The sequence below is a fragment of the Streptomyces sp. NPDC002790 genome, assembly GCF_040295505.1.
GTDB lineage: Bacteria > Actinomycetota > Actinomycetes > Streptomycetales > Streptomycetaceae > Streptomyces.
This window is the reverse complement of sequence record NZ_JBEOVM010000090.1, coordinates 13,490-27,034: the sequence shown is the minus strand read 5'-3', so window position 1 is coordinate 27,034 and position 13,545 is coordinate 13,490. Positions and strand designations below refer to the sequence as shown.

13 protein-coding genes are annotated in these 13,545 nt (G+C 72.2%); 9 read left to right on the top strand and 4 right to left on the bottom strand.

The features are described 5' to 3' along the window. Positions 1–209: 209 nt before the first annotated feature. Positions 210–1,985 (top strand): CocE/NonD family hydrolase, encoded by a 1,776-nt coding sequence (locus tag ABT004_RS28320; protein WP_451193666.1) that lies wholly within the window; start codon positions 210–212, stop codon positions 1,983–1,985. Positions 1,986–2,015: 30 nt separating this feature from the next. On the opposite strand, the gene ABT004_RS28315 is transcribed toward ABT004_RS28320, so the two are convergent. Then, on the bottom strand, positions 2,016–2,357 hold the full coding sequence (locus ABT004_RS28315) for a DUF6204 family protein (protein ID WP_351342324.1): 342 nt from the start codon (positions 2,355–2,357) through the stop codon (positions 2,016–2,018). A 245-nt stretch (positions 2,358–2,602) separates the two neighbouring features. Here ABT004_RS28315 and ABT004_RS28310 point away from each other — a divergent pair, with 245 nt between their 5' ends. Further along, positions 2,603–4,588: a DUF5107 domain-containing protein gene (locus ABT004_RS28310; RefSeq protein ID WP_351342322.1), complete on the top strand. Its 1,986-nt coding sequence runs from the start codon at positions 2,603–2,605 to the stop codon at positions 4,586–4,588. 31 nt (positions 4,589–4,619) lie between these two features. Here ABT004_RS28310 and ABT004_RS28305 read toward each other — a convergent pair whose 3' ends face one another. The 3 genes from ABT004_RS28305 to ABT004_RS28295 form a co-directional block, all read right to left on the bottom strand. Beyond that, the gene (locus ABT004_RS28305; RefSeq protein WP_351342320.1) at positions 4,620–5,900 is read right to left on the bottom strand and encodes an amidohydrolase family protein; all 1,281 of its coding nucleotides are present in this window, start codon (positions 5,898–5,900) and stop codon (positions 4,620–4,622) included. Between the two features lie 148 nt (positions 5,901–6,048). Then, positions 6,049–6,741, bottom strand: coding sequence for a GntR family transcriptional regulator (locus ABT004_RS28300; protein ID WP_351342318.1), 693 nt, complete (start codon positions 6,739–6,741; stop codon positions 6,049–6,051). Between the two features lie 48 nt (positions 6,742–6,789). Beyond that, on the bottom strand, positions 6,790–7,158 hold the full coding sequence (locus ABT004_RS28295; protein WP_351342316.1) for a VOC family protein: 369 nt from the start codon (positions 7,156–7,158) through the stop codon (positions 6,790–6,792). A 102-nt stretch (positions 7,159–7,260) separates the two neighbouring features. Here ABT004_RS28295 and ABT004_RS28290 point away from each other — a divergent pair, with 102 nt between their 5' ends. From ABT004_RS28290 to ABT004_RS28260, 7 genes are all read left to right on the top strand, one after another. After that, positions 7,261–7,617 carry a phage holin family protein gene (locus ABT004_RS28290; protein ID WP_351342314.1) on the top strand — a complete coding sequence of 119 codons (357 nt, stop codon included), beginning with the start codon at positions 7,261–7,263 and terminating at the stop codon, positions 7,615–7,617. 2 nt (positions 7,618–7,619) lie between these two features. Then, complete coding sequence (locus ABT004_RS28285; protein ID WP_351342312.1) at positions 7,620–8,984, top strand: NAD(P)/FAD-dependent oxidoreductase; 1,365 nt, start codon at positions 7,620–7,622, stop codon at positions 8,982–8,984. Next, positions 8,981–10,840 (top strand): transketolase, encoded by a 1,860-nt coding sequence (locus tag ABT004_RS28280; protein WP_351342310.1) that lies wholly within the window; start codon positions 8,981–8,983, stop codon positions 10,838–10,840. Before ABT004_RS28285 ends, ABT004_RS28280 begins: the two co-directional genes overlap by 4 nt. A 208-nt stretch (positions 10,841–11,048) precedes the next feature. Next, entirely contained in the window at positions 11,049–11,936 is an 888-nt protein-coding gene (gene ligD / locus ABT004_RS28275) for a non-homologous end-joining DNA ligase (RefSeq protein ID WP_351342308.1), read from the top strand. Between the two features lie 44 nt (positions 11,937–11,980). Next, the gene (locus ABT004_RS28270) at positions 11,981–12,313 is read left to right on the top strand and encodes a gas vesicle protein GvpO (protein ID WP_351342306.1); all 333 of its coding nucleotides are present in this window, start codon (positions 11,981–11,983) and stop codon (positions 12,311–12,313) included. A gap of 66 nt (positions 12,314–12,379) precedes the next feature. Next, positions 12,380–12,799: a gas vesicle structural protein GvpA gene (locus ABT004_RS28265; protein WP_351342304.1), complete on the top strand. Its 420-nt coding sequence runs from the start codon at positions 12,380–12,382 to the stop codon at positions 12,797–12,799. Next, positions 12,796–13,545, top strand: coding sequence for a GvpL/GvpF family gas vesicle protein (locus ABT004_RS28260; RefSeq protein ID WP_351342303.1), 750 nt, complete (start codon positions 12,796–12,798; stop codon positions 13,543–13,545). The genes ABT004_RS28265 and ABT004_RS28260 overlap by 4 nt, the downstream gene beginning before the upstream one ends.

The window sequence follows — 13,545 nt, the reverse complement described above, 5'->3', positions numbered from 1 at the left end:
CGCGGGCCCGCCCCCCCCAGCCCGCCGCGGGCGTTCGATTGTTGTGTTCTTCGCCGCCGCGGGGGCCGCCCCCCCGCGGGTCCGGGGCGGAGCCCCGTGGCGTCGAACGGAGATTCACCCTGCACGCTTCTTGCCCCTTGTTGACACGTGCCACACGATGACTTCGCGCTCACCGTTACCCGCCGGTAAGGCACCCCGTGGAGGTCACCGTGCCCAGATCCCGCACCACGCTCGCCGCCACCCTGTCCGTCATCGCCGCAGCAACACTCGCCACCCCCGCATTCGCCGACACACAAACCGCCCCGGACGTCACGGTGACCCCCCTGAAAGTCACCGTCCACACCGCGGAGCGCACCTGCACGGTCGACGCCGACCTCTACCGCCCCGTCGGCGTCGACGCCGCGCACCCCGCCCCCGCCGTCCTGACCACGAACGGCTTCGGCGGCAGCAAGTCGGACAGCACCGGTGACACGGCGAGGGCCTTCGCCGAGCGCGGCTACGTCTCGCTCGCCTACTCGGGCCTCGGCTTCGGCAAGTCCGGCTGCCTGGTCTCGCTCGACGACCCGCGCATCGACGGCAAGGCCGCCTCCGCCCTCGTCGACCTCCTCGCCGGCACCCGCGCCGCCGACGACGGCACGACGATTGACTACGTAACCGCCGACAAGAAGGGCGACCCCCGCGTCGGCATGATCGGCGGTTCGTACGGCGGCGCCATCCAACTGGCCACGGCCGCCGTCGACCACCGCGTGGACGCGCTCGTCCCGATGATCACCTGGAACAACCTCGCGTACTCCCTCGACCCGCAGAACGCGACGGACCCGGCCGCCGCCGACGTCCCCGGCGCCTTCAAGTGGCAGTGGACCAACGGGTTCTACCTCATCGGCGAGGGCCAGCCCCTGCTCTCCCCGTCCCTCGACCCGTCCCGCATCAACAAGCTGAGCTGCCTGCACTTCGTGGACGACGCCTGCGCCACGATCCGCACCCTCAACTCCGGCCGCTACCCGGCCGCCGACACCCAGCGGCTCCTCTCCTACGCGCGCAGCGTGTCCCCGGTCTCGTATCTGAAGCAGGTGAAGGCGCCGACGTTGCTCGTGCAGGGGCAGGCCGACTCGCTGTTCAACCTGAACGAGGCCCGGTCCACGTACGACACGCTCGCCGCCCAGGGCACCCCCGCCAAGATGATCTGGCAGTCCTGGGGCCACAGCGGCGGTCTCACCGACCCGGCCGCCGGTGAACTCAACCTCTCCGAGGGGAACCTGGAGACCAGCTACGTGGGCCGCCGCGTCCTCGCCTGGTTCGACCGGTACCTGCACAAGAAGGGCGGCACCGACACCGGCCCCGCGTTCGCCTACTACCGCGACTGGATCACCGACCCGAACGGTACCTACGCGACCGCGCCGCGCGTGCCCGCCCTCAACCGCACGCTGTACCTCTCCGGCGACGGAAAGCTCGTCGACAACCGGAAGAAGGTGGCCCGCGGCAGCCGCGAGTACCGCAACTGGCTCGTCCCGACCAGCCACTCCGAGTCCTCGCTCGCCGGCCTCATCGGCCTGCCGGACCCCGCCCCGTACGACACCAAGGGCACCTACCTCGACTGGACCACCGAACCGCTGACCGCCGCCACCGACGTCGTCGGCGCCCCGAAGGCGACGCTCACGGTGGTCTCGCCGAAGACGGAGCGCGTGCAGAACTCCGCCGACGCGGCCGACAAGCTGGTGCTCTTCGCGAAGCTGTACGACGTCGCGCCCGACGGCTCGAAGACACTGGTGCACCGGCTGGTCGCCCCGGTCCGCGTCCCCGACGTCACCCGCCCCTTCACGGTCTCCCTCCCCGGCATCGTGCACCGCTACGAGAAGGGGCACCGGATGCGTTTCGTGATCGCCGCGAGCGACGACGCGTACGGCGGCAACAAGGGCGTCAAGCCGGTCACCGTCACCAGCGCCCCGTACGACACGGGGACGGTGCAACTGCCCGTCGTGCCCTAGGGTCCCAGCAGACCCGGGCCATCACGTCCGCTAGCGGCGCGACTTCCGGTTGACCTTCATGGTGTCCATGTCGGTCACCGTCGAGCGCAGCTCCCCGTGTCCGTAGCCGCGCTCCTTCAGGTACGCCTCAGCCTTCTCCTCGGCGAGCGCCGCCGCCATCTCGTCGCCGTCGTCCGGGTCGGACTCGACGACGTACCGCATGGAGAAGTGCTTGAGCGTGCGGTCGTAGGCGAGTGAGCCCTCCAGGCCGAACTTCATGCCGGCGATGCCCTCGTGCTCGGCGACCTCGGCGAGCAGCCGCTCCCGTGCCGCGTCGGTGAGGTCCTCGAAGGTGGCGCGGACGATGACTCGGTAGGTGTGGCTCTCGGCCATGGTGGTGCGGTCTCCTCGCGTACATGTGCTGCCTGCCGGACTGACTGTATGCGTGTCGCGGCGAAGGCAGGGGAGTGCCAGCGTACGTGGGGGCGGGCGGGGCGCCCACGGAATATTGCGGCGCCCGGGGGCCGGCGCCGTTCGGCTTTGCGCAATCCTGACCGGAGGGCACCCTGTTCAGCTCCCGCAGGACGATGTTCCATGGTCATCGGGGCGGGCCGCGCCCCTGGCGACGGGAGGCACACGTGACCGAGATCCGCCGTGCGGTACTGACTCTGCCGGGCGTGCCACTGGGCCCGGACAATCCGCTGCCGCCGCTGCGGCCACTCGACGAGATGCACGAGGTCGACGAGCGCGCCAAGGAGGACATGCCGCTCGACATGGCCCGGCAGGTCGGTTACCGGCCGCTGCGCAGTGTGCTGCCCGAGCGGATCCGCGACGGGTACGGGCGCGACCGGGAGCCGGTCGACCTCGACACGATCGTGATCGAGAACGACCGACTGCGGGCGACGGTGCTGCCGGGCCTCGGCGGCCGCGTCGCGTCCCTGTTCCACAAGCCGACCGAGCGTGAACTCCTTTACCGCAACCCGGTGTTCCAGCCCGCCGACTTCGCACTCAACGGCGCCTGGTTCTCCGGAGGCATCGAGTGGAACATCGGCGCGACCGGCCACACCGCCCTGTCCTGCGCCCCGCTGCACGCCGCGCGCGTGCCGGCTCCCGACGGCGGCGACATGCTGCGCCTGTGGGAGTGGGAGCGGCTGCGCGACCTCCCGTTCCAGGTCGACCTGTGGCTCCCCGAAGGGTCCGACTTCCTCTACGTCGGCGTACGCGTCCGCAATCCGCACGAGAAGCCCGCGCCCGCGTACTGGTGGTCCAACATCGCGGTGCCCGAGGAGCACCGGGTGCTCGCTCCCGCCGACGAGGCCTGGTACTTCGCGTACGAGCGGACGCTGAGCCGGGTGCCCGTGCCGGAGCACGAGGGAATCGATCGCACGTACCCGCTGAACAGCGAGTTCCCCGCCGACTACTTCTACGAGGTCGAGGACGGGCGGCGTCGCTGGATCGCCGCGCTCGACGACGCCGGGCACGGCCTGGTGCAGACGTCGACCGATGTGCTGCGCGGCCGGAAGCTGTTCGTGTGGGGCGCGGGGACGGGCGGACGGCGCTGGCAGGAGTGGCTGACCGAGCCCGGCACGGGCGGCTACTCCGAGGTCCAGGCCGGGCTCGCGCGCACGCAGTTGGAGCACGTACGCCTGGAGTCGGAGGGGGAGTTCAGCTGGCTGGAGGCGTACGGGCCGCTGTCGGCGGACGCCAAAGCCGTGCACGCGGAGGGGAGTTGGGGGAGCGCCGTCGGCGAGGTGGAGCGTCGCCTTGAGGACGTGCTGCCGCGCGCCGACGTCGACGCCGCGTACGACGCGTGGCGGGCCTGCGCCGACGCGGAGCCGGGGGAGCGGCTCGCGGTCGGCTCCGGGTGGGGTGCGCTCGAAGTGCTGCGTGCGGGTTGGAAGTTGGCGGGTACGCCCTTCGACGAGTCGACGCTCGGTGAGGCGCAGGCGCCGTGGCGCGAGCTGCTCGAATCGGGCGCCTTCCCGGAGCAGCGCCGGGTGGGCCCGCCCGGTCCTTCCCTGGTCTCCCCGCCCTGGCGGGACATGCTGGAGACGGCGCCCGCCCGGCCGCAGTCCGAGTACCACCTGGGCATCGCGCAGTGGCACGCGGGCGACCGGGCGCAGGCCGTACGCAGCTGGGAGCGGGGCCTCGAACTGGCACCCTCGCTCTGGCCGTTCCTGCGCTGCCTCGCCGTGGCCGACGCGGCGGACGGCCACACGGAGCGCGCCGCCGACCGCTACGCCGGGGCCTTCGACGACCTGTGCGCCGAGCGCCGCGACGACGGGGAGCCATGGCGCTCCGCGTGCGGGACCCTCGGCCGGGAGGCGATCGGGGTGTTGCTCGCGGCGGGGCGAGTGGAGGTGGCCCGGGGCGTGTGGGACCGCCTGCACGTGACCACGCGCGAACGGGGCCGCTTCCGCCTGATAGAGGCGCAACTCCTTTGTATGGAGGGTGATTTGACCGCGGCCCGCACCATCTTCGACGAAGGTTTCGAGGTCGCGGACCTGCGCGAGGGCGCGGAAACCCTCGGCGAGGTGTGGTCACAGGTGGCCGCACCTGGGGAGCCGCTCCCCGCCCGTTACGAGTTCCGCATGCGGCCACCATCAAGCCCCTGCGGCGATTGAGCAGGGAGATCCCGGGCGGAGCCCCGATCGGTCAGACCGCGATGCCCGAACGCACCACGCCCACCGGCTTCTTGAGCACCGACACGTCGGCCAACGGGTCCCCGTCGACGAGCAGCACGTCACCCGCACTGCCACGGGCGAGCCGCCCCACGGCGCCCTCGAGCCCGAGCAGCTTCGCCGCGCCGGTGGTGGCCGTACGGATCGCGTCGAGCGCGCTGAGCCCCGCGGAGCGCATCAGCTCGACCTCGCCGCCGATCGGGTCGACGGTGCCGCCGGAGGAGTCCGTGCCGGCGGCCAGCGGCACACCCATCTCGTGCGCGGCGAGGGCCGCCTTCTTGAGCAGCGGCAGATAGGTGCGCCCGCGCTCGTCGAGGACCGGGTCGTCGGAGCCGATCATGCCCGCGATGGCGCCCAGGGTCGGCGTGAAGAACGTGCCGCGGCGCCGCATCTCGGCCAGCGTGCGCTCACCGACGTACGCGCCGTGCTCCAGGGAGTGGATGCCCGCGAGCACCGCGTCGTGGCAGCCCTTCTCGCTGTAGCTGTGGCAGAGGACGCCCTTGCCGCCGCGCCCCGCCGCCGCGACGATCTCGGACAACTGCTCGCGCGAGTAGACCTGCTCCAGCGGATCCTGCTCGGCGAGGCCCGCACGCGGGTTGACACGGGTCTTGATGACGTCGGCACCGCGCTTCAGGTTCACCTCGACGACACGGCGCAGCGCCTCGGCGGACGTGACGCCGTCCTTGAGGCGCGCCAGCGGGGTGAGGTCCGGGTCGCCGAGGACCGTGTCGCCGAGGTCCGGCGTGACGAAGATGCCGGCGGCCTTGAGGCGGGGCGCGAGTTCGGGGGCCTGGCGGGCCAACTCCCGTACGGCGATGTCCTGGTAGAAGTTCGTGGAGCCGCTGCGCGCGCTGGTGGCGCCCTTACGGACCGCGTCGAGCGCCTCGGTCGCGGTGTTGAGGTGGATGTGTGCGTCGACGAGTCCGGGCAGCACCCACCGGCCGTGCGCGGCGAGGCGCGGCGCGTCCTTGGGCACGTCGACACGGCCGCGCGCGCCGGCCGCCCGCACGACGCCGTCGCGGATGACGACGACCGCGTCCTCGGTCACCTCGCCGGTGGCCGGGTCGAGCAGGGTGCCGCCGTCGACGACCAGGTCACCGGCGCGGGGCGCCGTGGCCGGGCGGCGGGGTGCGGCGGATGCCGCGGACGCGCCGGAGCCGAGGGCGGTCGCGGTGCCCGCGAGCGCGGCGGACGCGGCGAGGACGCCGCGGCGGGTCAGTCGGCTGGACGGCGGCTCGGCGGGCTCGACGCACATGAAAGCTCCTGGCGGGGTCTACGAGGGTGGGCTGGCCCGCCTTTTTGTATACCAAGAGAAGAGTGCCCGACAAGGTCGCCTGCGTCGATGCCGCTTAATGTCCAGTTTGCGTAAGGGGTTGTCCGAGTGCGCCGAGAGGCTATTCGCCCTAGGTATACAAAGTGGTGTCGCCGAACAGTGACCTCAGTGCGACCGCCCGGCTGTCCCTGACGTGCAGCAGCGTGCCGGCCGCCGCCAGCTCCTCGTCGCCCGCCGCGATGTGCCGGTAGATGTCCGCGTGCTGCGCCCGCATGTGCGCCGGCTCCTCGCGCAGCCCGAACAGCAGCTGCAGCTGCCAGCTCAGCTGCTCCATCGTGCGGGTGAGCAGCGGGTTCCCGCAGAGCGCCACGATCTCCTCGTGGAACTCGGTGTGCGCGGCCACCTCGCGCGTGCCCTCGTCGGCCGCGGCCGCCCGCTCGGCCCGGTCGAGGCAGGCGCGCAGCGGGGCAAGGGAGGGCGGGTCCTGCGCCGTGAGCGCCCGTGCCGCGAGCCGCGAGGCCTGCACGGCGAGCGGCTCCCACACCTCGTACAGATGCCGCACATCGGTCCGCTCCAGGTGGCGCACCCGCACGCCACTGCGCGGCAGCAGTTCGAGGAGGCCCTCGGCGACGAGCGCGCGCAGCGCCTCCCGCACCGGCACCCGGGACATCCGCAGCTCCTCGGCGACCTCCCGCTCCACGAGCCGCGCGCCCATCGGATAGCGCCGGTCCACGATGCGCTGGCGCACCGCTTCCCGCGCCTGCGCGCTCAGGGGTGCCCTCTCCGGGTGCCCCTCGTCCGACCCTGCCGCACTCCCCGCCACGTGCACCGTCCTTCGCCCGTCGTACCCCGGGCGAGGATACGTCGAGGGTTACGCCTCCGCGTTCTCCGCGGGTGCCTGACGGTCCACGTACTCGAAGACCGAGCCGTCGGGGTGCATCGCGATCAGATTGCGGCCCGCCGGACTCGGCACCGGGCCCGCGATGACCTTGGCGCCGGAGGCGGTGAGCAGGGTGCCGGCCTCCTCGACGTCGGCGACCGCGATCGTCGCCGCGACCTTGCGCAGCACGTCGATCTCGGCCTTGGGGCCGCTCATCAGGAGGAAGCAGCCGACCGCGGCCACCGAGACCCCGCCGCGCTCGAACCGCAGCGCATCGGCGCCGGTAAGGCTTTCGTAGAACGTGACCGAGGACTCCAGGTCCTCGACGCATATGCGCAGCGTGGTTCCCAGGATTTCCATGGGGAGGAGCCTAGTCGGAGGGGCCGGGGGCGCGTGATCGTTTCGCGGAAGCGGACGCGACGGCCGTCGTTACTCGGCGCGGGGCACGGGTACCCGGCGCGCATGGAACGCATGGGCGAACACATCAACGAGCAGCTGGCCGACGAGCTGGCCGGACGGGTCACGCACGCCGTGCGCGAGACGGTGCGCGAGGAGCTCACCGCGGGTGTGCGGGCGCAGCGACGCAGGGCCGCCCTGTACGCGGGAGCCGGTGTCGCCGCGCTGTACGCGGGGGCGGCCGTGGCGCTCGCGCTCGGCCTCGTCCTCGCCCTCGGCATGCCGGACTGGGGTGCGGCCCTGGTGGTCGCCGTGGTGCTGGCCGTCGCGGCGTACGTGCTGCGGGGCGTGGCGCGGCCGGGACGGCCCCCGGCGCCCACAGCGCCGCCGATGCCGACCGCACCGCCGACGCCCGGAGCGTGACCGTGAGCCGATCCCGAGTCGTCATCGTCGGTGCCGGTTTCGCCGGATACCGGGCCGCCCGCATGCTGACGCGCGTGGCCCGCGACACCGCCGACGTCACCCTGCTCAACCCCACCGACTACTTTCTCTACCTCCCCCTGCTGCCGCAGGTCGCCGCGGGCACGCTCGAGCCCCGACGGGTCACCGTGTCCCTGTCGGGCACGCTGCCGCACGCGCGGCTCGTGCTCGGCGAGGCCGACGGCGTGGACCTCGACGACCACGTCGTCTCCTACACCGACCCCGAGGGCGGACGCGGCACCCTGGAGTACGACCGCCTCGTCCTGGCCGTCGGCAGCGTGAACAAGCTGCTGCCGGTGCCGGGCATCGCCGAGCACGCGCACGGCTTCCGCGGCATGCCCGAGGCGCTGTACCTGCGCGACCACATCACCCGGCAGATCGAACTCGCCGCGGCCTCCGACACCCCCGAGGAGTGCCGGGCCCGCTGCACCTTCGTCGTGGTCGGCGCCGGCTACACAGGCACCGAAGTCGCCGCGCAGGGGCAGCTGTTGACCGACGCGCTCGTGAAGAAGCAGCCGCTGCGCCACGGCATCCGCCCGCGCTGGATGCTGCTCGACCTCGCGCCGCGCGTCCTGCCGGAACTCGATCAGCACCTCTCGCGGACCGCCGACAGCGTGCTGCGCCGGCGCGGCGTCGAGATACGGCCCAAGACCTCCGTGAAGGAGGCCACGAAGGACGGCGTCCTGCTGGACGACGGCGACTTCGTCGACACCCGTACGCTCGTGTGGTGTGTCGGCGTCCGCCCCGACCCGCTCGTCGCCGAACTCGGACGGCCCCTCGAACGCGGGCGGCTGCTCGTCGACCCGTATCTGAACGTGCCGGGACACCCCGAGGTGTTCGCGTGCGGGGACGCGGCCGCGGTGCCCGATCTGGAGAAGCCCGGTAGTCGGGGGTCTGGGGGTCGTCCCCCAGAAAGGCACTTCACGCCGATGACCGCGCAGCACGCCTGGCGGCAGGGGCGCGTCGCGGGTCTGAACGTCGCCGCGTCCCTCGGCAAGGGGGAGCGCCGCGACTACCGGCACAAGGACCTCGGCTTCACCGTCGACCTCGGCGGTGTGCAGGCCGCCGCGAACCCGCTCGGCGTCCCGCTGTCCGGCCCGCTCGCGGGCGCCGTCACCCGCGGCTACCACCTCGCCTCGATGCCCGGGAACCGGGTGCGGGTCGCCGCGGACTGGCTGCTCGACTCCGTACTCCCGCGCCAGGCAGTCCAGTTGGGCCTCGTCCGCTCCGGGTCCGTGCCGCTCGACACGGCGTCGCCGGAGCTGGCGCGCGTACCCGAAGACCGCAAGCAAGACGGAGGTTCATCGTGACCACCACATACAGCGAAGCCGAACTCCGTGCCCTCGGGCAGCAGTTGAGGGTCGACTCGGTCCGCGCGGCCGACGCCGCGGGGTCCGGGCACCCCACTTCCTCGATGTCCGCCGCCGACCTGATGGCCGTCCTCCTCGGCCGCCACTTCCGCTACGACTTCGACCGCCCCACCCACCCGGGCAACGACCGCTTCGTCCTCTCCAAGGGCCACGCGTCGCCGCTGCTCTACGCGTCGTACAAGGCGGCCGGTGCAATCAACGACGCCGAGCTGCTCACCTTCCGCAAGCTCGGCAGCCGGCTGGAGGGCCACCCGACGCCGCGGAGCCTGCCCTGGGTCGAGACGGCCACCGGATCGCTCGGCCAGGGGCTCCCGGTCGCGGCCGGCATCGCCTGGTCGGGCAAGCGGCTCGACCGGGTCGGCTACCAGGTGTACGTCCTGTGCGGCGACAGCGAGATGGCGGAGGGCTCCGTGTGGGAGGCCGCCGAGTACGCCGGGTACGAGCAGCTCGACAACCTCACCGCGATCGTCGACGTCAACCGGCTCGGCCAGCGCGGACCCACCCGGCACGGCCACGACCTCGACGCCTACGCCCGCCGCTTCAAGGCCTTCGACTGGCACACCATCGTCGTAGACGGGCACGACGTGGCGGAGATCGACCGTGCGTACGCGGAGGCCGCGTCGACCGTCGGCCGGCCCACGGCGATCATCGCCCGCACCCTCAAGGGCAAGGGCGTCGCGGCGGTGGAGGACCGCGAGGGCGCGCACGGCAAACCGCTGCCGGACGCCGCGGAGGCCGTCGAGGAGCTCGGCGGCGACCGCGGCGTACGTGTGTCGGTGCAGGCGCCGCCGGCCGCGCGCATCCTGCACGCGGTGCGCAGCGGACGCCTCGACCTGCCCCGCTTCGACGTCGGCGACGAGGTCGCCACCCGTGACGCGTACGGCCAGGCGCTCGTCGCCCTCGGTTCCGCGCGCGGTGACGTCGTCGCGCTCGACGGCGAGGTCGGCGATTCCACGCGCACGGAGCTGTTCGCGAAGGAGCACCCCGAGCGGTACGGCGAGTGCTACATCGCGGAGCAGCAACTCGTCGCCACGAGTGTGGGGTTGAGCGCGCGTGGCTGGCTGCCGTACGCGGGGACCTTCGCGGCGTTCCTGACCCGCGCCCACGACTTCATCCGGATGGCGTCCATCAGCGGCGCGGACATCAACCTCATCGGCTCGCACGCGGGTGTCGCGATCGGGCAGGACGGGCCGTCCCAGATGGGCCTGGAGGACCTGGCGATGTTCCGCGCCATCCCCGACACCACCGTCCTCTACCCGTGCGACGCCAACCAGACCGCCCAACTCGTCGCCAATATGGCCGACTTGACCGGCATCCGCTACCTGCGCACCTCGCGCGGTGACGCGCCGGTGATCTATCCGCCGCACGAGGACTTCCCGGTGGGCGGCAGCAAGGTGCTCCGCTCCGGGGGCGGTGACCGGGTGACGGTCGTCGCGGCGGGTGTCACGGTGCATGAAGCGCTCAAGGCGGCGGACGAGCTGGCGGCGGCGGGTATCCCGGTCCGGGTGATCGACCTGTACTCGGTGAAGCCGGTCGACCGGGGGACCCTGCGGGAGGCGGCGCGGGACACCGGGTGCCTGCTCACGGTGGAGGACCACCGGGAGCAGGGTGGCATCGGGGACGCGGTGGCCGAGGCCTTCTCCGACGCGGAGCCGGCTCCGCGGTTCGCGCGGTTGGGTGTGCGTACGGTTCCGGGTTCCGCGACGCCGTCCGAGCAGTTGGCCGCGGCCGGCATCGACGCGGCGGGGATCGTCGCGGCGGTCGGCCTACTGGTGGAGCGCGCGGTGACGTCATGACGCCGTGGTCACGGCCACGGGGCTCCGCCCCGGACCCCGCTGGCTCTCGTCACAAGAGCGGGGCTTGATTTGGCCCAAGCCACGCCGACATCTGAAGCAACGGAGTCTCCCCAAGACCTATCAAGCCCCGCCGGCGATTGAGGCGCGGGGGCCGGGGCGGAGCCCCGTGGCCGTAACGCCGTTGCCGCGTAATAGGGAAGAGGCCCCGATGGCGGACCACCGCACCGTAGAAGTCCAGCGCCCGCGCAAGGTGCTGCTGCCGGACGGGATCACCAAGGCCGACCTCGCCGACTACCACCGGGCCATCGCCCCGCACATGCTCCCGCACCTGCGCCACCGCCCCCTGATGCTCGAACGCCACCCCGACGGCCTCGACGGCCCCCGGTTCATGCAGAAGGACACCCCGGACCACTACCCGGACTGGATCCACCGCGCAGAGGTGCCGAAGGAGGGTGGCACGGTCACCCACACCGTGTGCGACGACACCGACACCCTGATCTTCCTGGTCGATCAGGCCGCCCTCACCCTGCACCGCTGGCTGTCCCGCGCCGACGACATCGACCGCCCCGACCGGCTCGTCTTCGACCTCGACCCGTCCGCGGACGACTTCGAGACCGTGCGCGACGCGGCCCGCCTGACGCACGGGATACTGGACGACCTGGGCCTGCCCAACGCCCCGATGACCACAGGATCCCGCGGCGTCCACGTCGTCGTACCCCTCGACAGGAGCCAGGACTTCGACGAGGTGCGGGACTTCGCGCGGCAGGTCGCCGAAACGCTCGTCGGCGAACACCCCGACACGCTCACCACGGCCCCGCGCAAGAAGGACCGCGGCGACCGCCTCTTCCTGGACGTGCTGCGCAACGCCTACGCCCAGACGGCCGTCGCCCCGTACTCGGTGCGCGCCAAGCCGGGCGCCCCCGTGGCGACGCCCCTGACCTGGCAACAGCTCGGCGCCCCCACGGTCGACGCCCAGCACTGGACCATCGCGAACGCCGTCGAGCAGGCCCGTACGGACCCGTGGGACGGCCTCCTCGGCAGGGGCCGCTCGCTCGGCCCCGCCTGGCGCAAACTCCAGGCACGGCAAGGCAGTTGAGGTTTGTCGTCGGCTTCTGTGGAGACTCGGTGACCGAGGCTGCCATGACAGACACACATAAGACGCAAGCGTCGTCGGAGCGCAAGCGCGGCGACGACAAGTCCACCGAGGCGGAAGGCACACCGGGCCCGATGGAGGTGCTGCGCGAAGCTCGCACCCAGCTGGCGGAGCTCACCGGAATGGCGGCCGAGTCCGTGTCGTCCTTCGAACGCACAGAGGAAGGCTGGGAGCTGGAGGTCGAAGTCCTCGAAGTCTCCCGTGTCCCCGACACGATGAGCCTGTTGGCGAGCTACCAGGTGAGCCTGGACGCCAAGGGCATGCTCACCGGCTACCGGCGCGTCCGCCGTTACGAGCGCGGACGCACGGAGCGCAAGTAGCCCGCCGCTCCGCCTCGTACCGCGCACCACACAGACGAGTCAGCGAAGTAAGGAGGGCCGGTCTTTATGACCGTCGTCCCCGCACAACAGTCAGGCGGCAGTGGCGGTACAAGTGGTCTGTACGACGTACTCGAACTCGTACTGGACCGCGGCATCGTCATTGACGCGTTCGTCCGTGTCTCGCTGGTCGGCATCGAGATCCTGAAGATCGACGTCAGGGTCGTGATCGCCAGTGTCGACACCTACCTCCGGTTCGCCGAGGCCTGCAATCGCCTCGACCTGGAGACCGGGTCCAAGAAGCCGTCCGGGCTGACCGACATGGTCGGCGACAGCATGGAGTCCGGCGCGCGCGGCAAGACCAAGGGCGCCCTGTCCGGCGCGGCCGAGACCATATCCGACGCGTTCAGCCAGGCCCGCGACGAGGGGCAGGCCGAGCCGAGGCGCGCCCGCCGCGCCCCGAGCCGCCGTAAGGAGGAGCAGGAGTGACCAGCACCTACATCTACGGCATCGCGAGCGCCGGCCACCCGTCGCTGCCCGACGGTATGGGCGGCATCGGCGACCCGGCCCGCACGGTCCGCGTCGTCAAGGAGGGGTCGCTCGCCGCGGTCGTCAGCGAGGCCCCCGACGACCTGCGGCCCAAGCGCCGCGACCTGCTCGCCCACCAGAGCGTGCTCGCCGAGGCGGGCGGCGGCGGACCGGTGCTGCCGATGCGCTTCGGGAGCCTCGCCCCCGACGACCAGGCGGTCGCCGACGTGCTCGCCGAGCGTGCCGACCACTACCAGGAGCGCCTGAGCGCCCTGGAGGGCAAGGTCGAGTACAACGTCAAGGCGCAGCACGACGAAGAGGCCGTACTGCACCGGGTGATGGCCGAGAGCCCCGAGGTCCGCACCCTGGCCGACGCCAACCGGCAGGCGGGCGGCGGCGGTTACGAGGAACGGCTGAAGCTCGGTGAACTCGTCGTGGCGGCCGTGCAGGCCCGCGAGGCGGCGGACGCCGTCGAGCTGCAGCAGCTGCTCGAACCCTCCGCTTCCGCGATGTCGACCGGGCCCGAGAGCACCGGCTGGCTGGCGAACATCTCCTTCCTCGTCGAGCAGAAGGCGTCCGAGCACTTCCTCGCGGCCGTCGAGCAGGTCCGCGGCAGCCACTCGCACATCGAGCTCACCGTCAACGGCCCGCTCCCGCCGTACAGCTTCGTGGAGCCGGGGCCCGCAGCGCCCGCCGGGACGGAGTGA

Bases quoted from the DNA above. Each gene is read 5' to 3' on its own strand.
- ABT004_RS28315 (WP_351342324.1), bottom strand. From the start codon at position 2,357: ATGGCCGAGAGCCACACCTACCGAGTCATCGTCCGCGCCACCTTCGAG.
- ABT004_RS28305 (WP_351342320.1), bottom strand. From the start codon at position 5,900: ATGTGCGTCGAGCCCGCCGAGCCGCCGTCCAGCCGACTGACCCGCCGC.
- ABT004_RS28295 (WP_351342316.1), bottom strand. From the start codon at position 7,158: ATGGAAATCCTGGGAACCACGCTGCGCATATGCGTCGAGGACCTGGAG.
- ABT004_RS28290 (WP_351342314.1), top strand. From the start codon at position 7,261: ATGGAACGCATGGGCGAACACATCAACGAGCAGCTGGCCGACGAGCTG.
- ligD (WP_351342308.1), top strand. From the start codon at position 11,049: ATGGCGGACCACCGCACCGTAGAAGTCCAGCGCCCGCGCAAGGTGCTG.
- ABT004_RS28270 (WP_351342306.1), top strand. From the start codon at position 11,981: ATGACAGACACACATAAGACGCAAGCGTCGTCGGAGCGCAAGCGCGGC.
- ABT004_RS28265 (WP_351342304.1), top strand. From the start codon at position 12,380: ATGACCGTCGTCCCCGCACAACAGTCAGGCGGCAGTGGCGGTACAAGT.